Source organism: Arthrobacter sp. CAN_A2 (assembly GCF_015752045.1).
In the GTDB taxonomy this organism is placed as follows: Bacteria; Actinomycetota; Actinomycetes; order Actinomycetales; family Micrococcaceae; genus Arthrobacter_D.
Window position 1 is genome coordinate 194166 of the sequence record NZ_JADOUS010000007.1, and the last position, 22985, is coordinate 217150.

The 22985-nt window shown below is 71.0% G+C and carries 19 protein-coding genes and 1 riboswitch; of the genes, 6 read left to right on the top strand and 13 right to left on the bottom strand.

Features of this window, described 5'->3' with window-relative positions; translation table 11 throughout:
- Positions 1–9: 9 nt before the first annotated feature.
- Positions 10–729, bottom strand: a complete 720-nt coding sequence (locus IWX63_RS11360) for an alpha/beta fold hydrolase (protein ID WP_199278264.1) — start codon at positions 727–729, stop codon at positions 10–12.
- Between the two features lie 54 nt (positions 730–783).
- A complete protein-coding gene (ffh, locus tag IWX63_RS11365) occupies positions 784–2367 on the bottom strand; it encodes a signal recognition particle protein (protein ID WP_199278265.1) in 1584 nt (527 codons plus the stop codon).
- Positions 2368–2558: 191 nt separating this feature from the next.
- Here ffh and IWX63_RS11370 point away from each other — a divergent pair, with 191 nt between their 5' ends.
- Entirely contained in the window at positions 2559–4001 is a 1443-nt protein-coding gene (locus IWX63_RS11370) for a glucose-6-phosphate dehydrogenase (protein ID WP_199278266.1), read from the top strand.
- A 168-nt stretch (positions 4002–4169) separates the two neighbouring features.
- Here IWX63_RS11370 and IWX63_RS11375 read toward each other — a convergent pair whose 3' ends face one another.
- The 5 genes from IWX63_RS11375 to ftsY all read right to left on the bottom strand — a co-directional run bounded on the left by IWX63_RS11375 (position 4170) and on the right by ftsY (position 8364).
- A complete protein-coding gene (locus IWX63_RS11375) occupies positions 4170–4652 on the bottom strand; it encodes an SRPBCC family protein (protein WP_199278267.1) in 483 nt (160 codons plus the stop codon).
- Positions 4649–5005 carry an ArsR/SmtB family transcription factor gene (locus IWX63_RS11380; RefSeq protein ID WP_199278268.1) on the bottom strand — a complete coding sequence of 119 codons (357 nt, stop codon included), beginning with the start codon at positions 5003–5005 and terminating at the stop codon, positions 4649–4651. Before IWX63_RS11380 ends, IWX63_RS11375 begins: the two co-directional genes overlap by 4 nt.
- A 284-nt stretch (positions 5006–5289) precedes the next feature.
- Complete coding sequence (locus tag IWX63_RS11385; RefSeq protein ID WP_055773303.1) at positions 5290–5628, bottom strand: P-II family nitrogen regulator; 339 nt, start codon at positions 5626–5628, stop codon at positions 5290–5292.
- Complete coding sequence (locus IWX63_RS11390) at positions 5625–6965, bottom strand: ammonium transporter (RefSeq protein WP_199278269.1); 1341 nt, start codon at positions 6963–6965, stop codon at positions 5625–5627. Before IWX63_RS11390 ends, IWX63_RS11385 begins: the two co-directional genes overlap by 4 nt.
- A 205-nt stretch (positions 6966–7170) precedes the next feature.
- Positions 7171–8364: a signal recognition particle-docking protein FtsY gene (gene ftsY, locus IWX63_RS11395; RefSeq protein ID WP_199278270.1), complete on the bottom strand. Its 1194-nt coding sequence runs from the start codon at positions 8362–8364 to the stop codon at positions 7171–7173.
- A gap of 76 nt (positions 8365–8440) precedes the next feature.
- On the opposite strand from ftsY, the gene IWX63_RS11400 reads away from it, so the two are divergent.
- Positions 8441–9823 carry an MFS transporter gene (locus IWX63_RS11400; RefSeq protein ID WP_199278271.1) on the top strand — a complete coding sequence of 461 codons (1383 nt, stop codon included), beginning with the start codon at positions 8441–8443 and terminating at the stop codon, positions 9821–9823.
- Here IWX63_RS11400 and smc read toward each other — a convergent pair.
- Positions 9820–13425 carry a chromosome segregation protein SMC gene (gene smc / locus IWX63_RS11405; RefSeq protein WP_199278272.1) on the bottom strand — a complete coding sequence of 1202 codons (3606 nt, stop codon included), beginning with the start codon at positions 13423–13425 and terminating at the stop codon, positions 9820–9822. The two genes, IWX63_RS11400 and smc, sit on opposite strands and share 4 nt — an antisense overlap.
- 232 nt (positions 13426–13657) lie before the next feature.
- Between smc and IWX63_RS11410 the strand changes: the two genes are divergently transcribed.
- From IWX63_RS11410 to IWX63_RS11420, 3 genes are read left to right on the top strand one after another with little or no spacing between them, the layout of a single operon-like run.
- Positions 13658–14683: a 3-oxoacyl-ACP synthase III gene (locus IWX63_RS11410; protein WP_199278273.1), complete on the top strand. Its 1026-nt coding sequence runs from the start codon at positions 13658–13660 to the stop codon at positions 14681–14683.
- Positions 14677–17313 carry an alpha/beta fold hydrolase gene (locus IWX63_RS11415; RefSeq protein ID WP_199278274.1) on the top strand — a complete coding sequence of 879 codons (2637 nt, stop codon included), beginning with the start codon at positions 14677–14679 and terminating at the stop codon, positions 17311–17313. Before IWX63_RS11410 ends, IWX63_RS11415 begins: the two co-directional genes overlap by 7 nt.
- A complete protein-coding gene (locus IWX63_RS11420; RefSeq protein WP_199278275.1) occupies positions 17310–18275 on the top strand; it encodes an NAD-dependent epimerase/dehydratase family protein in 966 nt (321 codons plus the stop codon). Before IWX63_RS11415 ends, IWX63_RS11420 begins: the two co-directional genes overlap by 4 nt.
- A 232-nt stretch (positions 18276–18507) precedes the next feature.
- Here the strand turns inward: IWX63_RS11420 and IWX63_RS11425 are convergent, their stop codons facing one another.
- The 5 genes from IWX63_RS11425 to IWX63_RS11445 form a co-directional block, all read right to left on the bottom strand.
- Positions 18508–19344, bottom strand: a complete 837-nt coding sequence (locus IWX63_RS11425) for a C40 family peptidase (RefSeq protein ID WP_199278276.1) — start codon at positions 19342–19344, stop codon at positions 18508–18510.
- Positions 19345–19346: 2 nt separating this feature from the next.
- Positions 19347–19554, bottom strand: a riboswitch (cyclic di-AMP (ydaO/yuaA leader).
- Between the two features lie 110 nt (positions 19555–19664).
- Complete coding sequence (gene mutM, locus IWX63_RS11430) at positions 19665–20627, bottom strand: bifunctional DNA-formamidopyrimidine glycosylase/DNA-(apurinic or apyrimidinic site) lyase (protein ID WP_199278277.1); 963 nt, start codon at positions 20625–20627, stop codon at positions 19665–19667.
- Positions 20628–21416, bottom strand: coding sequence for a ribonuclease III (rnc, locus tag IWX63_RS11435; protein ID WP_199278278.1), 789 nt, complete (start codon positions 21414–21416; stop codon positions 20628–20630).
- A 76-nt stretch (positions 21417–21492) separates the two neighbouring features.
- A complete protein-coding gene (gene rpmF / locus IWX63_RS11440) occupies positions 21493–21696 on the bottom strand; it encodes a 50S ribosomal protein L32 (protein ID WP_043445822.1) in 204 nt (67 codons plus the stop codon).
- A 2-nt stretch (positions 21697–21698) separates the two neighbouring features.
- A complete protein-coding gene (locus tag IWX63_RS11445; RefSeq protein ID WP_199278279.1) occupies positions 21699–22265 on the bottom strand; it encodes a YceD family protein in 567 nt (188 codons plus the stop codon).
- 117 nt (positions 22266–22382) lie between these two features.
- On the opposite strand from IWX63_RS11445, the gene IWX63_RS11450 reads away from it, so the two are divergent.
- Positions 22383–22967: a YdcF family protein gene (locus IWX63_RS11450; protein WP_334685818.1), complete on the top strand. Its 585-nt coding sequence runs from the start codon at positions 22383–22385 to the stop codon at positions 22965–22967.
- The last annotated feature ends 18 nt before the right edge of the window (positions 22968–22985 follow it).

Here is a 22985-nt window from a genome sequence, read left to right on the forward strand (position 1 = left end):
CGACGACGGTCATGCGGCGGCCTGCTGCCGGCTGGTGCGCAGGAAGGACCGGATGAACGCGTCGCCCTCGGCGGTGTCGTGCGGACGGTGCCCGCCCGGTGCCGTGCGGTGGATCGCGCCCGTGCCGGCGAGGTATGCGGCGACCTCCTCGTACAGGGGCTCCCATCCGCCGGTCAGCACCAGGGTCGGCACGCCGGGGACGATCGACAACGGGGCCTCCCAGGGAGGGCTCTGGAGGCGGAGCCTCGCGGCGTCGCGCCGGGCATCGGTCGTGGCGGGGGTCCGCGCGTCGGCGTCGGACACACGCCGCACGAAGGTGCGGAGGATGTCGTCGTCGGACATCGCGTGGCGCTCGGCGAAGAGGGGCTCCATCAGGGCGATGTGCGCCGCCGTGGCGGGGAGTTCCGCCGTGAGGGAGAAGCACGCGGGCTCCACCAGGGTGAGCGTGCGCACCAGGTCGGGCCGATCGACGGCGAGCATCATCGCCGCCACCGCTCCCTGGGAGTGGGCGACGACGTGTCCTCCGCCGCCTCCCCCGCCGCCCAGGGCATCCGCGATGATCTCCTGGTCCCGGTCATGGTCCGTGCCGACGGGTTCCTCGGTCGCGGAGAAACCGTGCCGGCGGACGTAGAGGCAGTCGAAGTCGATGGACAGGCCGTGCTGCCGGGGCCACGCCGCGGCACCGAAGGACCCGCTGCCATGGACGAAGACCACGCGCTCGGCGCCCATCAGGGCCCGCCCATCACTGCTCGGCGCTTCGGGTCGCAGGACGGCACGGCCGCCCTACTTCCCGAGGAACTTCTCGAAGCCCTTGGGGAGATTCATCGCCGACGGGTCGAAGTCCTCCTGGCCACCGAACGCGGCACCGGTGGGCGCCGCCGTGCGGGCGGCCGCGCGTCGCGCCTCCGCTTCCTGGAGCTCCTGCGCCGCCTTCGCGGGGTTGCCCGAGCGCGGCTTCTTCTTGCCCTTCGCGGCGGCGGCCTTGTTCTTGCGGGGCCCGCCGAAGCCTCCAGGACCGGCCATGCCGGGCATGCCCGGGATGCCGCCGCCGGACGCCATCTTCTTCATCATCTTCTGTGCCTGCGTGAAACGCTCCAGCAGGCCGTTGACCTCGGAGACATGGACGCCGGAGCCACGGGCGATCCTCGCGCGGCGGGATCCGTTGATGATCTTGGGGGCGAGGCGCTCGTGCGGGGTCATCGAGCGGACGATGGCCTCCACGCGGTCGATCTCGCGCTCGTCGAAGTTCTCGAGCTGCTCCCGCATGTTGGCGGCACCCGGCATCATCATGAGCATCTTCTTCATGGAGCCCATGTTGCGGATCTGCTGCATCTGCGCGAGGAAGTCGTCGAGGGTGAAGTCCTCCTGGTCGGCGAACTTCTTCGCCATCCTGGCCGCTTCGTCCTTGTCCCAGGACTGCTCGGCCTGCTCGATCAGGGTGAGGATGTCGCCCATGTCGAGGATGCGCGAGGCCATGCGGTCGGGGTGGAACAGCTCGAAATCGCCGAGCCCCTCACCGGTCGAGGCGAACATGACCGGCTTGCCGGTGACGGACGCGACCGAGAGTGCGGCACCGCCGCGGGCATCGCCGTCGAGCTTGGTCAGGACGACGCCGGTGAAGTCCACGCCCTCGTTGAAGGCGAGCGCGGTGTTGACGGCGTCCTGGCCGATCATCGCGTCGATGACGAACAGCACCTCGTCGGGGTTGATGGCCGCACGGATGTCCGCCGCCTGCTGCATGAGCTCCGCGTCCACGCCGAGGCGACCGGCGGTGTCGACGATGACGACGTCGTGCAGTCGGGCGCGCGCCTCGGCGACACCCTGGCGGGCGACGGCGACCGGGTCACCGGTGGCGGCCTCGAACTCGGAGCTGACGCCGGGGTGCGGCGCGTAGACGGGCACGCCGGCCCGCTCGCCGTTGACCTGGAGCTGCCGGACGGCGTTGGGGCGCTGGAGGTCGCACGCGACGAGCAGCGGGCTGTGGCCCTGGCCCTTGAGCCACTTGGAGAGCTTGCCCGCGAGCGTCGTCTTGCCTGCACCCTGCAGGCCGGCGAGCATGATCACGGTCGGCGGGTTCTTCGCGAGCCGGATGCGCCGGGTCTCGCCGCCGAGGATCCCGACGAGTTCCTCGTTGACGATCTTGACGATCTGCTGACCCGGGTTCAGGGCCTGCGAGACCTCGAGGCCGAGGGCGCGCTCCTTGACGGCGGCCGTGAAGGCACGCACCACGGGAACGGCGACGTCGGCGTCGAGCAGGGCGCGGCGGATCTCGCGGACCGTGGCATCGATATCCGCCTCGGTGAGGCGGCCCTTGCCGCGGAGGTTCTTGAAGGTCGCAGTCAGCCGGTCGGAGAGTGAATTGAACACGTGCCGTGCACTACTTTCATCGGGGACTTTGGAGACTCAACTCCCAAGGGTATCAACTGGGGACGCCCGGGAGCGCTCGGCGCCCCGTCCCGGGACCGCCCTGCGCCCTGCCCCGCCGTGCCGCCGGGCGCAGACCGCGACGCGCGTCGGCGGCGCAGGACACACACGGGGATAAGTGGCAGGGTGAAGAGGTGGATACTCACTCGCTCGCAGAACACGACACCATCCCCGACGACGCCGACACGCGCGTCAGGACGCTCCTGATCCTCGGTGCCTCCGGCGACCTGACCGGGCGCCTCCTCCTCCCGGGACTCGCGCGGCTCATCCGCCTCGGCCGGGCCGACGGGCTGAAGCTCGTGGGCGCGGGCTCCGACGACTGGACCGACGAGCAGTGGCGTGACCGGCTGGACGACTCGTTCGCCCACGCGCGCGAGAAGGCGGACGACGCCGGACGGGCATCGCTGCAGCAGGTGCGCGACGACAGCTGGTACCAGTTCCTCGACGTGACGAAGGACGGGCTGGCCGATCTGGTGCAGGGCCTCGAGGGTCCGGTGGCCATCTACTTCGCCCTGCCCCCGGCCGTCAGCCAGATGGCCTGCAGCGCACTCGGGCCGGATTCGCTGCCGAAGAGCACCCGCCTCGTGATGGAGAAGCCCTTCGGCACGGACCAGGCCAGCGCGCACACCCTCAACGAGAAGCTCTCGAAGCTGGTGCCCGAGCAGAACATCCACCGCGTGGACCATTTCCTCGGCAAGGCGACGGTGTTCAACATCCTCGGCCTGCGGTTCGCCAACCGCATCCTCGAGCCGGTCTGGAACAACCTGCACATCGAGAAGGTCGAGGTGATCTTCGACGAGGACCTCGCGCTCGAGAACCGGGCCCGTTACTACGACGGCGCCGGCGCGCTGCGCGACATGATCCAGAGCCACCTGCTGCACGTCATGGCACTCCTGGCCCTGAACGCGCCGTCCACCCTGCACGAGAGGGACCTCCGCGACCACATCGGTTCCATCCTCCGGGCCAGCACGGTGGACCTGGACAGTCCGGGCAGCAGCCGCCGGGCACGCTACGCGGCGGGCACGATCGGCGACCGGCAGATCCCCGACTATGCGGCCGAGACCGGCGTCGACCCGGAGAAGGGCACCGAGACGCTCGCGGAGATCACCGTGTCCATCAACAACGAACGCTGGTCCGGCGTGCCGTTCGTCCTCCGCTCCGGCAAGGCGCTCGGTATCAAGCGCAAGGAGGCCGTCATCACCTTCCGGCCGGTGAGCCACCTGCCGGTGGGCTTCACGGGCCAGGACGCACCGACGAAGCTGCGTATCGGGTTCGGCCCCGACACGCTGCAGCTGGAGATCGACGTCAACGGGCCCGGCGACATCTTCTCCTTGGACCGGGCGACCCTGAGCGCCGACCTGAACCAGACGGACCTGCTGCCCTACGGCGAGGTGATCGAGGGTGTCCTCGCCGGCGATCCGACGCTCTCGGTCCGCGGCGACACCGCGGAGGACTGCTGGCGCATCGTGGAGCCGGTCCTCGAGGCGTGGTCGGAGGGCCGCGTGCCCCTCGAGGAGTACCGGGCAGGCTCGGACGGACCGGAGGCGTGGCCGTCGTCGCACGGCCGGAAGGAGTAGGCCGCAAGGAGTCCGTCCGATGCGGCCGACCCATGCGCCCACCGACTCATCCTGGTCGATGGGCATCACGCAGGATGCCCCCTGAGGAGGGCGAGTCGGTGGGCAGAGGGATCAGCGCCGAACCCACCTGAGTGGGCTGATCGGGTGCACCGGAGGGAGTTCCGGCGCTCAGACGCTCGCGCGGGCCAGCAACTCGTCGAGCTGCTCGTAGGCTTCGCCGAGGCCGCCCTCCATCCCGGACTGCGCCGTGCCGTCCCGGGCCTCCATGCTCGGATAGACGGCACGGGCGCTCAGCCGCGTCCTGCCGCCGGGCAGGTCCTGGAAGGTCAGGAACTCGATGCTGACGACGTCGGGGTAGCCGTCGTACTCGAAGGTCTGGATCGCGAAGTCGTTCTCCCGGACCGTATGGAAGACGCCGCTGAACACGTGGTCGACGCCGTCCGGGCCGGTGTGGGTGTAGCGGTAGCTGCCGCCGGTCCGGAAGGAATAGTGGTCGATGCCCAGCTTCAGACGTCGCGGGCCCAGCCACTGAGCGACGAGATCGGGGTCCGCGTACGCGTGGAAGACCTCCCTCACGGGATGGTCGAACTCGCGGTCGAAGTCGATGAAGGGCAGGCCCTCCGGGATGGTGAGTTTCAGGGCATTGCTCATGACGAGTCCTTTGCCTGCGAGCCGCGTGCAGCGGCCCGGGTGGTGAGCACGGCGTCGAGGCCGCGGAACTGCTCCTCGTGGATCAGCCGGTACTGGTCGATCCAGGCGGTGAGCGCCTCCAGTCGTGCAGGGTTCAGGTGGACGGGCCGGCGCTGGGCGTCCCGCGTGCGCGTGACGAGTCCCGCCTGCTCGAGGACCTGGATGTGCTTCGAGATCGCCTGTTTGGTAATCGCGAAGGGTTCCGCCAGTTCGTTGACCGTGGCCGGACCCCGGCTGAGCCGGGCGATGAGGCGGCGGCGGACGGGATCGGCCAGCGCCAGGAAGGCGAGGTCGAGGCGTTCGTCGTCGGTCACGGGTCACGCTCCGGGTGTTCGACCACTGCGTCGATCAACGAGTTCATTGATCAACCAGATGGTTGTTCAAGGGTAGTCCCGCTGTTCGGGCAAGGGCAAGGGGCCGGCTTCCTCTTTCTACGGACCCGTGTGCCCACCGACTCGCGCTTGTCGCGTGGCATGTCGCGGGATGCCCCCTGATTAGGACGAGTCGATGGGCAGGACCGTCGAGGGCCGGCACAGCAGGACGCCCGGCCGGATATCCCGGCCGGGCGTTCTTGGCGGTGCTTCAGGTGCGGGGCTGCCTACAGGGCCGCGTCTCCGCGTTCGCCGGTGCGGACGCGGACGGCTTCCTCGACCGGGATGACCCACACCTTGCCGTCCCCGGCGCGGCCGGTGTTGGCGGTGGAGACCAGGACGTCGACGATGTCGGTCACCCACGCATCCGCGACGAGGACCTCGACGCGCGCTTTCTGCAGGAGGTCCACGGTGTATTCGGCCCCGCGGTAGACCTCGGTGTGACCGCGCTGGCGGCCGTAGCCGCTCGCCTGGCTCACGGTGAGGCCCTGCACCCCGTAGTTCTCCAGGGCTCCCCGGACGCCGTCGAGCTTGTCGGGCCGGACGATGGCTGTGACCAGTTTCATGAATGTACGCCTTCCGTGACGTCCTGCTGCGCGGAGTTCTGCTTGGTGCTGTGCTTGGCGCCCTGCTGGGAGATCATCTGCTCGGCGAACGGGTGGAAGGATCCGCCCACGCCCAGCCCGCCGAATTCGTAGGCGGTCTCCGCGTGCTCGGTGAGGTCCACGCCGGACACCTCGTCGTCCGAGCTGATCCGGAAGCCGATGGTCTTGTGGATGGCGAGGCCGATGATCGCGGTCATGACCGCGGACAGGGCGATCGCGATCGCAGCGGCCACGATCTGCGCGACCAGCTGGCCGACGCCGCCGCCGTAGAGCAGGCCGCCACCCTCACCCTCGATGGGCAGCATGATGAAGCCGAGGGACAGCGTGCCGACGATCCCGGCCACGAGGTGGACGGCGACGACGTCGAGCGAGTCGTCGAACCCGAGCCGGTACTTGATGCCGACCGCGAGGGCGCAGACCGCGCCGGAGACGAGGCCGAGGCAGAGGGCGCCGACGGGGCTGACGTTCGCGCAGGCCGGGGTGATGGCCACGAGGCCGGCGACGATGCCCGACGCGGCGCCGAGCGAGGTGGGGCGTCCGTCACGGATGCGCTCGGTCATGAGCCAGCCGACCATAGCTGCCGCGGGGGCTGCCATGGTGTTGACCCAGATCAGACCCGCTTCCTCGGCCGAGCCGGCCGCGCCGCCGTTGAAGCCGAACCAGCCGAACCACAGGAGCGCGGCCCCGAGCATCACGAACGGGATGTTGTGCGGGCGCTGTGCGGGGTCCTTGCCGAACCCCTGGCGCTTGCCGAGGATCAGGGCGAGGACCAGGGCTGCCACGCCGGCGCTGATGTGCACCACGGTGCCGCCCGCGAAGTCGACGGCTTCTCCGACCGCGCCGCCGACGGCGCCGTCGGCGCTCAGGAGGCCGCCGCCCCACACCATGAAGGCGAGGGGGCAGTAGACCAGGGTGACCCAGATGGGGACGAAGATCACCCAGGCACCGAACTTCGCCCGGTCGGCGATGGCACCGCTGATCAGCGCCACGGTGATGATGGCGAACGTCGCGCCGTACCCGGCGCCGATGAGGTCCTCGGTGCCGATGAGCCCGCTCATGCCGAACGAGGTGAACGGGTTGCCGAAGAGCTGGGCGATACCATCGCCGCCGGTCATCGAGTAGCCCCAGAGGACCCACACGATCCCCACGAGTCCGACGGCGATGAAGCTCATCATCATCATGTTGAGGGCGGCCTTGGCGCGGGTCATGCCGCCGTAGAAGAAGGCGAGCCCGGGGGTCATGAGAAGTACGAGGGCGGCTGAGATCATCACCCAGACGTGGCCTGCTGTCAGATCCATCAAACACGATCCTTCCAAAGGTGCGGGGACTTCCCGCTCCTCCAGAATGCGATGGCCGTGTTTCGGTCCCGGGGGCATCGTGTTGCGCGCAGGTTACGGGCGGAGCGTCGGAGTAAAGACCCTGTGACGCTCGTGTTTCCTGCAGGTTTCCCGGCCCGCCGGGCCTTGACGCGGAGCGGCTCGCAGCCCGCTCCCGCCGACGGTCCTAGCTGAGCAGGGCGTCGACGAATCCCTCGGCGTCGAACGGCGCGAGATCGTCGGCACCCTCGCCCAGCCCGATCAGCTTCACGGGCACACCGAGGCTGCGCTGGATGGCGACGACGATGCCGCCCTTGGCGGTCCCGTCCAGCTTGGTGAGGACGATGCCGGTGATGTTCACGACCTCGGCGAACACGCGGGCCTGGTTGAGGCCGTTCTGGCCCGTGGTCGCGTCCAGGACGAGGAGCACCTCGTCCACGGTGCCCTGCTTCTCGATGACGCGCTTGACCTTGCCGAGCTCGTCCATCAGGCCCACCTTGTTCTGCAGGCGCCCGGCGGTGTCGATGAGCACGACGTCGACCTCCTGCTCGATGCCGGTCTTGACCGCCTCGAACGCGACGGACGCGGGATCGGCGCCGTCGACGTCGGACTTCACCGTCGGCACGCCGACACGGGCACCCCAGGTGGCCAGCTGCTCGGCGGCGGCCGCGCGGAACGTGTCCGCGGCGCCGAGGAGCACGTCCTTGTCATCGGCGACGAGCACGCGCGCGAGCTTGCCGACCGTGGTGGTCTTGCCGACTCCGTTGACGCCGACCACCATGACGATGGCCGGACGGTCGGCGTGGCGCTGGGTGGCCAGGGACCGGTCCATCGTGGGATCGACGAGCTTCACGAGTTCCTCGCGGAGCATGTCCCTGACCTCGGCGGGGTTGCGGCTGCCCGTCACCTTCACGCGCTCGCGCAGCGCGTCGACGAGTTCCATGGTGGGCTCGGTGCCGAGGTCGGCCATGAGGAGGGTCTCCTCCACCTCGTCCCAGACATCCTCGTCGATGTTGTCCCGGGACAGGAGGGCGAGGAGGCCCTTGCCGAGGGCGTTGTTGGACCGCACCAGGCGGGCGCGCAACCGGGCGAGCCGGCCCTGGACGGGATCGACGGTGTCCAGGCGCGGGGCGGGCGCCTCCTCCAGGCCGCTGAGGTCGTTCGGGACGAGCACCCCGGTCGGCAGGCCGTCCGGCCGCTCCAGGACGTCCGTGGACGTGGCGCCGTGCGTCCCGCCGCCCTCCACCTGGTCATCGGGGTCCCGGGGCGAGGAGTACATGCCGGGAGGGGTCCGTCTGCCGCGCACGAGGAGGATCGCGAGCGACCCGATCACGGCGAGCGCGAGGATGACGAAGATGACAGGCAGGAGGATGTCGTTCACTGATCCACCTTCTCATATGGGTCCTGCAGGCATGGATTGAGCCCCGGCCCCGAGGCAGTGACAGAATGCGAGGACCATGGCCGGATTCCCTCGCATACCCAAGAACTCCCCCTTCCGGATCTCCCGCCCGGGACGACGGACGGGAGACGGCGCCACACCCGTCGAGGAGCGGCAGCGGATCCCCCGGGAGATCCGGGTCCTCATCGCGGCCGCGTTCGTCATCGCGATCGGGTTCGGCCTCGTGGCGCCGATCCTGCCGCAATTCGCGCAGAGTTTCGACGTGGGGGTCACCGCGTCGGCCGTGATCGTGAGTGCGTTCGCGTTCACGCGCCTCGTCTTCGCGCCCGCGGGTGGCCGCCTCGTGGAGCGGCTCGGCGAACGGCCCGTCTATATCGTCGGGCTGCTCATCGTGGCCCTGTCCACCGCTGCCTGCGCCTTCGCCGCCGACTACTGGCAGCTCCTCGTCTTCCGCGCCCTCGGCGGTATCGGCTCGACGATGTTCACGGTCTCCGCGATGGGCCTGATCGTGCGGCTCGCCCCGCCGGCCATCCGCGGCCGGGTGTCCGGTGCGTATGCCACCGCGTTCCTCCTCGGCAGCATCGGCGGTCCGATCGTGGGCGGCCTGCTCGCCCGGTTCGGCCTGCGGGTGCCGTTCCTCGTCTACGCGGCAGCCCTGCTGGTCGCCTCAGCGGTCGTCTTCTTCCAGCTGAAGGACACCTCGCTCTCGGAACGCAAGGCGGCGCGCAGCAAGCCGGCACTGACGGTCCGTGAGGCGCTCACGGACTCCGGGTACCGGGCGGCGCTGGCGTCCAGCTTCACCAACGGCTGGTCCTCCTTCGGCGTCCGGATGGCGCTGGTGCCGCTGTTCGCGGACGCGGTCCTCGGAGCGGGTACGGAGATCGCCGGCATCTCCCTCGCCTTCTTCGCAGCGGGGACGGCGCTCGCCCTCACGGTGTCCGGCGGGCTCGCCGACTCGCTGGGCCGGCGGCCGCTCGTGATCACGGGGCTCCTCGTGAACGGGGCCGCGATGATCGCCCTCGGCTTCTCCGGGAACGTGCCGGTGTTCCTCGCCCTGTGCGTCGTGGCGGGCATCGGCACCGGCCTCCTCAATCCGGCACAGCAGGCCGCGGTGGCCGACGTCATCGGCAACGACCGCAGCGGCGGAAGGGTCCTCGCGACCTTCCAGATGAGCTCCGACTTCGGAGCCATCCTCGGCCCGATCCTCGCCGGCCTCATCATCGACCAGCTGCCCTTCGGCTCCTTCGCCCTCGCCTTCACCGTGACCGGCGTCCTGGCCGCTCTCGCCGCCGTCGTCTGGACGCTGTCCCGGGAGACACTGTCCCGGGAGACGCTGTCCCGTCCGGACCGCACCCCCGCGGCCGCCCCCGACGGCGACGACCCGGCCGGCCGCCGCAGCTCCGGCCCGTCCACGGAGGAGCAGGGGACCCCGGGGTCCTAGCCGAGGGCGTCCTCCCGCTCGGCCGCCATGCGCTGGCTGATGACCGTGGACACGCCGTCGCCGCGCATCGTCACACCGTAGAGGGCGTCGGCGACCTCCATGGTGCGTTTCTGGTGGGTGACGATGATCAGCTGGCTGGACTTCCGCAGTTCCTGGAAGATCGTGATCAGCCGCCCGAGGTTGGTGTCGTCGAGGGCGGCCTCCACCTCGTCCATCACGTAGAAGGGCGAGGGACGCGCCTTGAAGATCGCGACCAGCAGCGCGACGGCGGTCAGCGACCGTTCACCGCCGGAGAGCAGTGACAGCCGCTTGATCCGCTTGCCGGCGGGCCTGGCCTCGACCTCGATCCCGGTGGCGAGCATGTCCGCCGGGTCCGTGAGCACCAGCCTGCCCTCGCCGCCCGGGAAGAGGGTCGCGAAGACGCGCTCGAACTGGTCGGCGGTGTCCCGGTACGCAGCCGTGAAGACCTGCTCCACCCGCTCGTCGACCTCCCGGATGATGTCCAGCAGGTCCTTGCGCGTCGCCTTGAGGTCGGCGAGCTGCGTGCTCAGGAACTGGTGCCGCTCCTCGAGCGCCGCGAACTCCTCGAGGGCGAGGGGGTTCACCCTGCCGAGTGCGGCGAGGTCCCGTTCGGCGCGCTTCAGCCTCTTCTCCTGCTCCTCCCGCACGAACGGGACGCCCTGCGGCAGCGGCGTGCCGTCGTCGTCGACCGGCGCGCGCAGCGCCGCCCACTTGTCCTCCGTCACCACGTCCCCGGGCACGGGCAGGTGCGGACCGAACTCGTCCACGAGGTGGTCCGGTGTGAGGCCGAGGTCCTCGATGGAGCGGTTCTCGAGCGCCTCGATCCTGAGGCGCTGCTGCGTGCGCGCGAGCTCGTCCCGATGCACAGAGTCCGTGAGCCGTGCCAGTTCGACGCCGAGGGCCGCGGTGGACGCCCGGACCTCCTGCAGCTCCCTGTCCTGCTGCTCGCGCAACTGTTCGGCGGCGTCGCGCTGGTCCGCCGCGACGGCCACGGACTGCGCGGCCTGCTGCTCCGCGCGGCGCGCTGCCGCGGCGACCGCCGCAGCCCTGACGGCCTGGACCTGACGGATCCTCGCCTTCTCCGCCGCCTGCTCGCGTGCGCGGCGTTCGGACTGCGCGGCGCGTTCGAGCGCTGCGGCCCGGTTCCCGAGCGCGGCGAGCTGCTCCTCGCGGCTGCGCAGAGCGAGGCGGGCCTCCAGTTCGGCCTGACGCGACTCCACCGCGGCGCGCCGCAGGGCGTCGCGGTGCTCGCTCGAGGGCTCGGCCTCCTCGGGCTGCTCCTGAAGGTCCGTCAACCGCTGGACGGCCTCCTGCAGCCGGGTCTCCTCCTGCGCGAGATTGGCCTCGGCGGCATGCACCAGGACCGTCAGCCGCTCGGCCTCCCCGCCCGCGGACCTCGACTCAGCGTGGAGCCGGCCGAGCTTCTCGGCGACCGCGGCCATCCGGGCATCGGATTCGTGCAGGCGTGCGAGCGCGGCGTCGACGCGGTGCTGCGCCGCCTGCCGGCCGGACCGTGCCGCGGCCAGGCTGAACCTGAGGCGTTCCGCAGCGGCGACGGTGCGGGCCAGCTTCTCCTCCGTGCCCTCGGCGGCGGCCCGCAGTTCGAGGGAGCCTGCCGCACCCGGTGCGCCGCCCCGCGCCGTATGGCGGGACACGACATCGCCGTCGTGCGTGACCGCCAGGGGCGCAGTCCCGTCCTCCACGGCGCGGCGCGCCGCCTCGAGGTCCGCGACCACCACGACGCCGTCGAGCAGCGCGGCCACGGCAGGCTGCAGGGCAGGCGGAGCGGTCACGACGGTCAGCGCGGGGACGACGGCGGCGGAGAGCTCCGGCCCCGCGTCCGGCCTCGACGGCCGGCTGGTCGCCCCGGGTCCGGAGGCGACGACGAGCGAGACCTGCCCGGCGTCGTCGTGCTTCATGAGGTCGATCGCCCGCGCTGCCACGGCGATGCTCCGGACGGCGACGGCGTCGGCGGAGCCCGCGAGCGCGGCGACGATTGCCTTCTCGAAACCGGGGGCAACGTGCAGGAGCTGGGCGAGCGGCTCCAGCACGCCGTCGAGCCCGGCGGCGAGGAGGGCCGCGGAGCCGTCGCGCTGCTGCAGGCCCTCACGCTGCGCCTCGAGCCGCGCGGCCAGGGCACCGCGCTCACGTTCCGTGGCGCGCTCCTGCTCCACGAGGGCGGCCACGTCCTGGGTGAGGGACCGGAGGACGTCCGACGCCGCCTCGTGATCGGCGTCGAGGCCCTCCTCGCCCTCCTCGTCCCCGGCGACCCGGCCTTCGAGCGCCTGGAAGTCGTGCTCGGCCGTCCGACGTCGTTCCTCGGCCGCGGTGATGGACGTGCGCAGGCGCCCGAGCTCGGCGACCGCGGACTCGACGCGCGAACGTGCCGCACCCACGGCTCCCGCGAGCCGCGCATCGCCCTCGCGCCGGTCCGCGGCGGCCCGCAGGAGGCGCGCGAGCCTCGCATCCTCGGCCGTCGAGGCCTCTTCCGCGGTGCGCCGGGCGGTGAGGGTCTCCTCGAGGGCACGGCCGAGGACCGCCACTTCCTCCGCCAGGCCGGCGACCTCCGCCCGCACGCGCCCGGCCTGCCGGTCGAGGTGGTCGGGGTCGCGTCCCTGGTCCGGTTCCGACGCCTGTCCGAGGAGGTGTCCGCGGTCCTCGGCGCGCGTTGCGAGGGCGGCGAGCTTCTCCCGGGCGCTGGAGAGCGCGTACCAGGCCTCACGTGTCCGGTTGAGCGCCGGGACGGAGGCCGCTGCGGCCCGCTCGAGGTCCGCCTGCCGCTCCCGGCGGGCGCCGAGCAGCGTCTCGATCTCGTCGCGGCGTTCCTGCAGGGCGGCCTCGGCCGCGGTGTCCCGCTCGAATCCGGCGCGCAGGGTGACGAGCTCGGCGGCGAGCAGGCGCGACCTCGCGTCACGCACCGCGAACTGGACCTGCTGGGCGCGCCGGGCCACCTCGGCCTGCTTCCCGAGCGGCGTGAGCTGCCGGCGCAGCTCCCCCGTTAGGTCGGACAGCCGTGCGAGGTTCGTCTGCATCGCGTCGAGCTTCCGCACGGTCTTCTCGCGCCGGCGACGGTGCTTGAGGATCCCCGCGGCCTCCTCGATGAAGCCCCGGCGTTCCTCGGGGGTGGCGTGCAGCACCTTGTCGAGCTGCCCCTGGCCGATGATGACGTGCATCTCACGGCCGAGCCCGGAGTCGGAAAGGAGTTCCTGGATGTCGAGGAGTCGGCAGTTCTTGCCGTTGATGGCGTACTCGGACCCGCCCGACCGGAAGAGCGTGCGGGAGATCGTCACCTCGGAGAACTCGATGGGCAGGGCGCCGTCGGTGTTGTCGATGGTGAGGGATACGTGGGCCCGCCCGAGCGGCGCGCGGCCGGACGTCCCGGCGAAGATGACGTCCTCCATCCTGCCGCCGCGGAGCGTCTTGGCCCCCTGCTCCCCCATGACCCAGGCGAGCGCGTCGACGACGTTGGACTTGCCGGACCCGTTGGGGCCGACGACGGCGGTCACGCCGGGCTCGAAGTCGAAGGTGGTTGCCGAGGCGAAAGACTTGAACCCTCGCACGGTTAGACTCTTCAGATGCACGGTGGCAGGCTCTCCAGATGGGGTAGGACCTCCCTAATCTACCGGAGTCCACCGACGGCACCGGGTAGCGGGTAGCCAGGACGGCGGTCCCCGACGCTTCCGGAGTGACCGCCGATGCATTACCAAGTAGGCTTACGAAAGTTTCAGCAGTATCCGAAGGCGTCCAGGCCGACCCACTCGTGGGTACCTTCCCGGCCACAGACCGGCGCTATCAGTTGACGAGGCAGGAAATTTGACCGGTAACGCGACCTTCCGACATGACAACACGGCTTTGCTCGCCGTCACGAGTGTGGAGGCGCCGGTAGTCGTCAGTTCCGCAGAGTTCGACGAACGGCTTGCCCCCAGCCTCAAGAGACTGCGCCTCTCCAAGCGGCTCCTCGAGCGCGTCGCAGGAGTCACCGAGCGCAGGTGGTGGTCCCCCGGCTCCGACTTCGACGACGCCGCGATCGAGGCCGGCGCCAAGGCGATGGCCGAGGCGGGCATCGAGCCGGGTGAGGTGGGCCTCCTGATCAACACCTCGGTGACGCGACGCAACCTCGAACCGTCGGTCGCCGTGAAGATCCACCACTCGCTCGGCCTCCCCTCCTCGGCCATGAACTTCGACCTGGCGAACGCCTGCCTCGGCTTCGTGAACGGCATGACCCTCGCCGCGAACATGATCGATTCGGGGCAGATCAAGTACGCGCTGATCGTCGCCGGTGAGGACGCCCAGAAGACCCAGGAAGCCACGTTCCGGCGGCTCAACCGGGAGGATTCGACGCGCCAGGACTTCCTGAGCGAATTCGCGACCCTCACGCTCGGTTCGGGGGCGGCCGCCGCCGTGCTCGGCCCCGCGGACCTCCACCCGGGCTCGCACCGCATCCTCGGCGGGGTGTCCCGCGCCGGGACCGAGCACCACGAACTCTGCGTCGGCGGGATCGACGGCATGTACACGGACACCAAGGGCCTGCTCGACGGCGGCCTGGAACTCGTCGTCACCGCGTGGCACGAGGCGCAGGCGGACGGCTGGGCCTGGGACTCCATGGACCGCTACGTCACCCACCAGGTCTCCAACTCCTACACGAACGCGATCATCAAGGCCGTCGACCTCGAGCGCGACCGGGTCCCCATCACCTTCCCCCACTGGGGCAACGTAGGGCCCGCATCCCTGCCCATGACCCTCGCCCAGGAGGGCGCTTCCCTGAGGTCCGGGGACCGTGTCCTGTGCCTCGGCGTCGGGTCCGGCCTCAACACCTCGATGATGGAGATTGCGTGGTAGCACTCCCCGGCGTCGACCCCTCCTGGTCGACGTATCTCGACGTGCCCTCGACCAGCGGGGCGGACCGCCCCGGCACCACCCACCGCTGGCACTACCTCGACAACGGCGCCGACCTCGCGGGCGGCACGATCCGGGGCACGCTGCTCTGCGTGCACGGCAACCCCACCTGGTCCTACCTCTGGAGGACCTACCTCGCCGCCGGTCGCGCAGCGGGCTGGCACGTCATCGCCGTGGACCAGCTCGAGATGGGCTACTCCGAGCGGACGGGCGTGTTCCGGCGGCTGGACGACCGCATCACCGACCTCGAGGACTTCGTCTCGGCCGTCGGGCTCACCGGCCCCGTGGTCACCGTGGGCCACGACTGGGGCGGCGTCGTCAGCCTCGGCTACGCCGACCGGAACCGGGAGGACCTGGCCGCGGCCATCCTCACCAACACCGCCATCCACCAGGACCCGGACCGGCCCATCCCGGCGCCGCTCAGGCTCGCCCTCGCCCCGGGCGTCCACGGCCTCGGCACCCGGACCACGAGCGCGTTCCTCGACGTGACGCTGGCCCTCGCCCGGCCCGCCCTCGCCCCCGACGTGCGCCGCGCCTTCCGTGACCCGTACCGCACGGCCGCCGATCGCCAGGGCATCACGCACTTCGTGTCGGATATCCCCGCGGATCCCTCGCACCCCAGCTACGCGGCCCTGACCAGGACCGCCGAGGGCATCCGCAGCCTCGGCGTCCCCGTCCTCATGATGTGGGGGCCGCACGACCCGATCTTCTCGGACCCCTACCTGGAGGACCTCGCACGGCGCCTCCCCCACGCCGACGTCCACCGCTTCGAGCGTGCGAGCCACCTCGTGCAGGAGGACGCCGACACGGCGTCGACGGCCATGCAGTGGCTGGCCGGACGATCGGTCGGACACCCCGCAGCCGACAGCGGAGTCCCGACCCGCGACGACGTCCCGGCCCCCGACAGGGCGCCGCATGTCCCGCTCGGCCGGCGACTCACCGAGCTGGCCGCCGGACCGGACGCCGCGCGGACCGCTGTCGCGGAGATGAAGCCCTCCGGCCCGGCGCGGACCCTCTCCTGGCAGGAACTCGCCGACGACGTCGCCGCCGTCGCCGCCGGACTGACCGCGCTCGGCTACGGTCCCGGCAGCCGGGTGAGCCTCCTCGTCCCGCCCGGCGTGGACCTGACCGTGCTCATCTACGCGTGCCTGCGCATCGGCGCCGTGATCGTCGTGGCCGACGCCGGCCTCGGCGCCCGCGGCCTCAGCCGTGCCGTGAAGGGGTCGGCGCCCGACGTCGTCATCGGCATCGAGCGCGCCCTCGTCGCGGCCCGCGCCTTCGGGTGGCCCGGGCGGCGGATCAGCGCTGCTCCCCTGCCCCCGGCAATGCGCCGGGCGCTGCGCGTGGAAGCCTCGCTCAACGACCTGCGCGCCGCACCGCCCGGACCCGCCCCCGAAACGCCCGACGCCGACGCCGACGCCGCCATCCTCTTCACCTCCGGCTCCACGGGCCCGGCGAAGGGCGTGGTCTACACGCACCGGCAGCTCTCCGCCATGCGGGACGCCGTCGCCGCCACCCTGGGCCTGGGCGAGGGAGCCTCGCTCGTCGCGGGCTTCGCGCCCTTCGCGCTGCTGGGACCCGCACTCGGCGCGACGTCGGTCACCCCGGCCATGGATGTCACGGCCCCACGGACCCTGACCGCGCAGGCGCTGGCCGACGCCGCGGACGCGATCGACGCGACGGTCGTCTTCGCGTCCCCGGCCGCCCTGCGCAACGTCCTCGCCACCGCCGACGCGCTGACGGACGAGGGCAGGACGGCCCTGGGGCGGATCTCGCTGCTGCTCTCGGCGGGAGCACCGATCCCCGTGCCGCTCCTCGAAGCGGTGCAGGACCTCGTGCCGTCCGCCGCCCTGCACACCCCCTACGGCATGACGGAGTCCCTCCTCGTCGCCGACATCGACCTCGCGGGCATCCGCGCTGCCGCGGCCGCCGCGGAGGACGGTCTCGACGGCGCAGGGGGCGGGGTGTGCGTCGGGCTTCCCGTGCACGGCGCCCGAGTGGCCGTCAGTCCACTCGACGGCAACGGGTCGGCGACGGGCGAGGCCACGACGGCGCCGGGGCGGACCGGCGAGATCCTCGTCGACGCTCCGCACGTCAAGGACCGCTATTTCCGGCTGTGGAAGACGCAGCAGGAATCGACACGGACTGCCCCGTGGCACCGCACCGGGGACGTCGGTCACTTCGACGCCGCCGGACGCCTCTGGGTCGAGGGCCGGCTTGGCCATATCATCACGGCGGCCTCCGGCGTCCTGACGCCCGTCGCCCTCGAACAGTCGCTGGAGACGATCGACGGCGTCCGGCTGGCAGCCCTCGTCGGGGTCGGTCCCGCAGGTACGCAGGCCGTCGTCGCCGTCATCGAAGCCGACGCCGCGGGGCGCCGCCCGGCCCTGGCCGATGCTCCGCTGGCGGACGCCGCACGGGCCGCCGCCCGGAGCCACGGCGTCGACCTGGCTGCGGTCATCGCGGTCCCCGCCCTTCCCGTGGACATCCGGCACAACGCGAAGATCGACCGCACGCGCATCGCCGAGTGGTGTGCCCGCTTCCTCTCCGGCGCCCGCGCAGGGTCCCTGTGACCGTCCTCGTCACGGGGGCGAGCGGGATGCTGGGGCGCGCCGTCGCCGGGCACCTCATCGCAGCCGGTGAGGACGTCCGGTGTCTCCAGCGTCGGCCCTCCACCGTCATCGGCGCGCAGGACGTCCTGGGGGCCATCACGGATCCGGTGGCCGTCGCCGCCGCGGTGCAGGGCTGCCGCGCCGTGATCCATCTGGCGGCGAAGGTCTCCTTCACCGGCGCCCCTGCCGAGTTCGACAGCATCAACATCGACGGGACCCGGATCCTGCTGGACGCCGCCCGGGCGGCCGGCGTCACCGACGTCGTGCACGTGTCCTCGCCGTCCGTCGCGCACGACGGCTCGTCGCTGGTCGGCGCTCCCGCCGGCCGCGCGGACCCGGCACACGCGCGCGGCGACTACGCCCGCACCAAGGCCGCGGCCGAGCTGCTCGCCCTGGGCCGTTCGACGCCGGCGTTCCGCGTCGCTGCGGTCCGGCCGCACATCGTGTGGGGGCCCGGCGACACGCAGCTGGTGGAACGCGTGATCGAGCGCGCGCGCCACGGGCGCCTGCCGCTGCTCGACGGCGGGACCGCACTGATCGACACGACGTACGTGGACAATGCGGCGTCGGCCATCGTCGCGTGCCTGCGGCGCATGGACGCGGCGCAGGGCCAGGCGCTCGTCGTCACCAATGGCGAGCCCCGCGCGATCGCCGAGCTGCTCGGCGGGATCTGCCGTGCCGGCGGGGTGGAGCCACCCCGCCGGTCCGTTCCGGGAGCCGTGGCCCGGGGAGCGGGGTCCGTGATCGAGCGCGCGTGGCTCCGCCTCGGCAGGACGGGTGAGCCGCCCATGACCCGCTTCCTGGCCGAGCAGCTGTCGACGGCGCACTGGTTCGACCAGCGGCACACGCGCAGCGTGCTCGACTGGCGTCCGTCCGTCAGCGTCGACGAGGGGCTCGAGCGCCTCGCGGCGTACTACCGCTGAGGCCCGCTTCCGCCTTGCCCTTCCTGCGCCTGATGGTGCAGCTGTGGCGGGTCGTGCCGTCGAACACCCGCCACATCTGCGCAACGGACGCATTCCGCGCACGCACCCCGGGTGCCGGCCCCCTGCGCCGGCCGCCTGCCCGGCCAAAAACGCAGAAGGACGGGATGCGTGATGCATCCCGTCCTTCCGACCGTCCTGCTGGTGGCGCCGGCCGTACGGCCGACGGACTCAGCTAGCGGGTGTAGTACCCGTCCACCGACATGGCGCTGACCGAGTGGACCAGGGTGCCCTGCGAGGCGTTCAGGGCGCTGACCATCTGGCCGTCACCGAGGTAGATACCCACGTGGCTGCCACCGTTCTGGCTCACCAGGTCACCCGGCTGGGGGTTGCTGGTGGGCGTCAGGGCAGCGAACTGGTCCCAGGTGGTGCGCGGCAGGCTGATGCCGTTCTGGGCGTAGGCCCACTGCACGAACGCCGAGCAGTCCCAGGCGCCGAACGCGGTTCCGCCGTACACGTAGCCCGAGCCCACGCCCTGCATCGCCGTTCCGACGATGCCGCCGCCGGCCGCCGGAGCGACGGACTGGAAGCTGTACGCGGGGGTGGCTGCCGGAGCGGCCGGAGCAGCGGGGGCTGCGACCGGAGCGGGTGCCGCGGCGGGCACTGCGACGATCGAGGCCGACTGCGCGGAGTACTGCGCGGGAGCGGCGGAACCGCCGAGGGAGATCGACTGGCCGGGGTAGATGACCGAGGCGTAACCGAGTCCGTTGGCTGCGAACAGCGCGTCCAGGCCGACGCCGTGCAGTGCCGCGATGGAGCCGAGCGTGTCGCCGGCCTGCACGGTGTAGGTGCCCGCGGCAGCGGTGGAGGCTGCTGCCGGCTGGGTGGTGATCTCGCCTGCGGCGTTCGCCGGGAGCGATGCGCCGAACATGATCCCTGAAGCGACGGCGACGACGGCGGCAGGCTTGCCGGCGACGGAGGCGCTTGCGGAGACGGCTCGTGACGCCGTGATGAAGGGGTTGATGCGCGTGGGGACGGCCCGGTGGCGCGCGATATGGCTCTGCTTGGACATGTTGTTGCCTTTCCCAATGCCTGCGAAGTTAGCTGTCGGGTTCGGATGGGACATCCGGACACGCTTCCTGCAGACCATCGTCCCCAGGACTGGTCTGCGCGTGTCTTTACCCCTAGGACCCGTGATCGAGTCCGCTAGTGGTTCCCCCGCCCCTGTCGAATGTGTAGTGCGAACGGTCCGTCCTCATCGACAGGGTTAGGCAGTGTGAGGATGGGCGCCCATCCGTTGTGGATCGGACGCGAGACCAACCGTACCGGCTCCCGGCGCCGGTTGTCACATTTAGATCACGAGGCGAAAATCACCTTTTTCCACCAAAGATGTCAGAGCCGTGCATTGCGTGGTCTGGGCTGGCACTGCGGGCACAGATAGGACGATCTGTTCATGAACGATTCGCGGCGCAGCAGTGTGTTCCTGCCCACGGACGCACAGCGGCGGCAGGGCCTGCCCTCCCGCCCATAGGCCTCCAGATCGCGGGCGAAATAGCCCGACGCCCCGTTCACGTTGACGTACAGGGAGTCGAAGCTGGTGCCACCGGCCGCCAGCGCGCGCTGCATCACCGAGGTGACGGCGTCCACGATGCGCTGGGTATCCGGGCGGCGCATCGTGTCCGTGGGGCGCGCATAGTGGAATCTGGCGGCCCACAGCGCCTCGTCGGCGTAGATGTTGCCGATCCCGGAGACGAGTCCCTGGTCGAGCAGGGCGCGTTTGAGTCCTGTCCTGCGCCCGCGCAGACGTTCGTGGAGGGAGTCTGCGGAGAACGCCGGGTCGAGGGGGTCGCGCGCGATGTGCGCGGCCTGGTGGGGGATGAGTGGGAGGTCCGATGCTCCGAGCCCGCCGGGCAGCCCGTCCGGCGTCGGCTCCAGTTCCGCGACGAACATGCCGCCGAAGATCCTCTGGTCGACGAACCGCAGGTCGCCCGGCAGGGCGGCGCCGTCGTCGTCGACAGCCGGCGAGAGCGCGAGGCGGACCTTCAGGTGCTTCTCCCGGGGGGCGTCGGGTTCCTCGACGAGGAGCTGCCCGCTCATCCCCAGATGCGCCATCAGTGCGACGTGCGGGCGATCGCCGGGCCGGCCGGCGTCCTCGAGGGTCATCCACAGGAACTTCCCCCGGCGCACCACGTCCGTCACACGGGCACCCGTTACGTTGCCGACGAAGTCCTCGACGCCCTCGACGTGTCGCCGGAGGGACCGGGGATCGAGGATGTCCACCGATTCGACGGTGCGGCCCACCACCCAGCGCACGAGGCCGCGGCGCACGACCTCGACCTCGGGGAGTTCAGGCACTCAGGCCCCGTCGGGCGACGCGGAAGCGTCCCGAACGCCGGTGACACCCGCGACACCCGCGACACCGGTGCTGCCGCCATCGGCCGGCCCGCCCTGCAGCGTCGGCTCCTGCTGCGCCGTCAACGTCTTCCAGGACTCGGCCGCGGCCGCCTGCTCGGCTTCCTTCTTGGAGTTGCCGCACCCGGAGCCGTACTCGGTGCCACCGATCAGCAGGCGGGCCGTGAACGTCCGGGCGTGGTCCGGTCCCGTGCCGTCCACCTGGTAGTCGATCGTCCCGAGCCGCCGGGCTGCGGCGGTCTCCTGGATGCGGGTCTTCCAGTCGGTGCCCTCGCCGAGCACCGCCGAATCGCGCAGCAGCGGCCCGATCAGCCGCATGACCATGGCGCGGGCCGTCTCGATGCCGTGGCTGAGGTAGGCCGCCCCGATGACGGCCTCCATGGTGTCCGCGAGGATCGACGCCTTGTCGCGTCCGTTGGTCAGCTTCTCCCCCTGGCCCAGCAGCACGTAGCTGCCGAGATCCAGGGTGCGGGCCACCCCGGCGAGGGCCCTGGTGCTGACCACGGCGGAGCGCCGCGTGGCGAGTTCTCCCTCGGACAGCGCGGGGTTGTCCCGGTACAGCGCGTCGGTGACCGCCAGCCCGAGGACCGAGTCGCCGAGGAACTCCAGGCGCTCGTTCGTCGGGATCCCGCCCTTCTCGTAGGCGTAGGAGCGGTGCGTGAGGGCAAGACGAAGCGTCCCGGTGTCGATATCGACTCCGAGACGCTTCGTGAGGTCTTCCGTATTCTTCACAACTGCATCAGCTGATCCAGCACCGGACGGACGCCCGGGCAGGCACAGGGCCTGGCCGCGGGGCGCGGGTCCGCTGTCAGACGTCGGCTACCTTGCGGCCCTTGTATTCAAGGAACAGCGGGGTGCCGGCGGAATCGGTGACAACCTTGGCCTGGTGGGCGAGGCTGTAGGTGACGCGGCCGTTCTCGAGGGTCTTGACCAGCTTGGGGGCGGTTGCCTTCCACTGGGACCGGCGTGCGCGGGTATTCGCGCGGGACATCTTCCGTTTCGGGACAGCCACGGCTAACTCTCTTCCTTCTCGTCTGACTCTGACTTGGGTGCCGCGTTCTGCTCGGCGGCGGTGCCCGTCAGCCCGGCAAGGGCTGACCAGCGAGGATCCAAAACTTCATGGTGGTGGTCAGGATCGTCGTTGAGCTGCGCTCCGCATTCGGAACACAGGCCCTGGCAATCCTCCCGGCACACCGGCTGGAATGGCAGCGACGTAACCACTGCATCCCTCAGCACGGGTTCCAGAGCGACCGAATCGTTCTCCACCGTGTGCTGTTCTTCTTCGCCTTCCACCGACAGCGACGCGGAGTCGCTGTAGAAGAAGAGCTCCTGGATCTCCACGTCGCGGTCAAACCGCAGTGGCTCCAGGCACCGGCCGCACTCGCCGGTTACTTCGACGTTTGCCGTTCCCGACACCAGGATCCCCTCGTGTACCGACTCGAAGCGCAGATCGAGTTCCATATCGGAACCCTCCTGCACGCCGATCAATGCGACGCCGAAATCCTTGGGTACCGGTGCATGTTCTTCGACTGTCCGCATGCTTCCCGGACTGCGTCCGAGATCCTTGACACTGAATGTCAAAGGCGAACTGAGATCGCTTTTAATGGTGACTCCTGTAGAACATATGACCGACGTACCATCCTAGCCTGATCAGGCGGGCAGGCCCAAAACGGGTGGGCCGTCTAGGCTCGGACCGTGATGTCCCAGTCCCCTCCCCCCGCACAGCGTCGACGCCTGGCCCGGGGCCTGCGCATGGCGGGCGTCCTGCTGGTCGCAGGACTGGCGGCCTGGCTGGTCCTCGCCTGGACGCTGTTCTACGATCCCCCGCTCGGTCCGGCGGGCAGGGCCGACGCCGTCGTCGTCCTCGCCGGAGCGGCAGCGGAACGCCTGCCGCTCGGACAGGACCTGGTCGACGACGGCGTCGCCGACGAACTCGTCCTCTCCTCCACCGGGCTGCCGGGCAATACGGCGACGGACGCCGTGTGCGCCGAGGAGAACCCCCGCATCACCTGCTTCGTCCCCGATCCGCTGACCACGCGCGGTGAGGCCCGCGCTGTGGCCGCCCTGGCGCGGGACAACGGCTGGGACGACATCGTCGTCGTGACCTCCGCCTACCATGTGACCCGGGCGTCGGTGAACCTGGCGCAGTGTTCCACGGCGGACATCACGATGGCCGGGTCACGGCCCGATCTCGGGGCTCCCGGGTGGCTCGCACGGTTCGTCGAGGAGAGCACGGCCCTCGTGGCGTCGGTCGTCCGACCGGCCTGCGCACGCGCCGTCTGAGGGCGGGTCCCGCGATCC

What these genes read in the sequence shown, in the direction of transcription:
- IWX63_RS11360 (WP_199278264.1), bottom strand. Translation starts at nt 729, where the DNA reads ATGGGCGCCGAGCGCGTGGTCTTCGTCCATGGCAGCGGGTCCTTCGGT.
- IWX63_RS11375 (WP_199278267.1), bottom strand. Translation starts at nt 4,652, where the DNA reads ATGAGCAATGCCCTGAAACTCACCATCCCGGAGGGCCTGCCCTTCATC.
- IWX63_RS11385 (WP_055773303.1), bottom strand. Translation starts at nt 5,628, where the DNA reads ATGAAACTGGTCACAGCCATCGTCCGGCCCGACAAGCTCGACGGCGTC.
- IWX63_RS11390 (WP_199278269.1), bottom strand. Translation starts at nt 6,965, where the DNA reads ATGGATCTGACAGCAGGCCACGTCTGGGTGATGATCTCAGCCGCCCTC.
- IWX63_RS11400 (WP_199278271.1), top strand. Translation starts at nt 8,441, where the DNA reads ATGGCCGGATTCCCTCGCATACCCAAGAACTCCCCCTTCCGGATCTCC.
- IWX63_RS11425 (WP_199278276.1), bottom strand. Translation starts at nt 19,344, where the DNA reads ATGTCCAAGCAGAGCCATATCGCGCGCCACCGGGCCGTCCCCACGCGC.
- IWX63_RS11450 (WP_334685818.1), top strand. Translation starts at nt 22,383, where the DNA reads ATGTCCCAGTCCCCTCCCCCCGCACAGCGTCGACGCCTGGCCCGGGGC.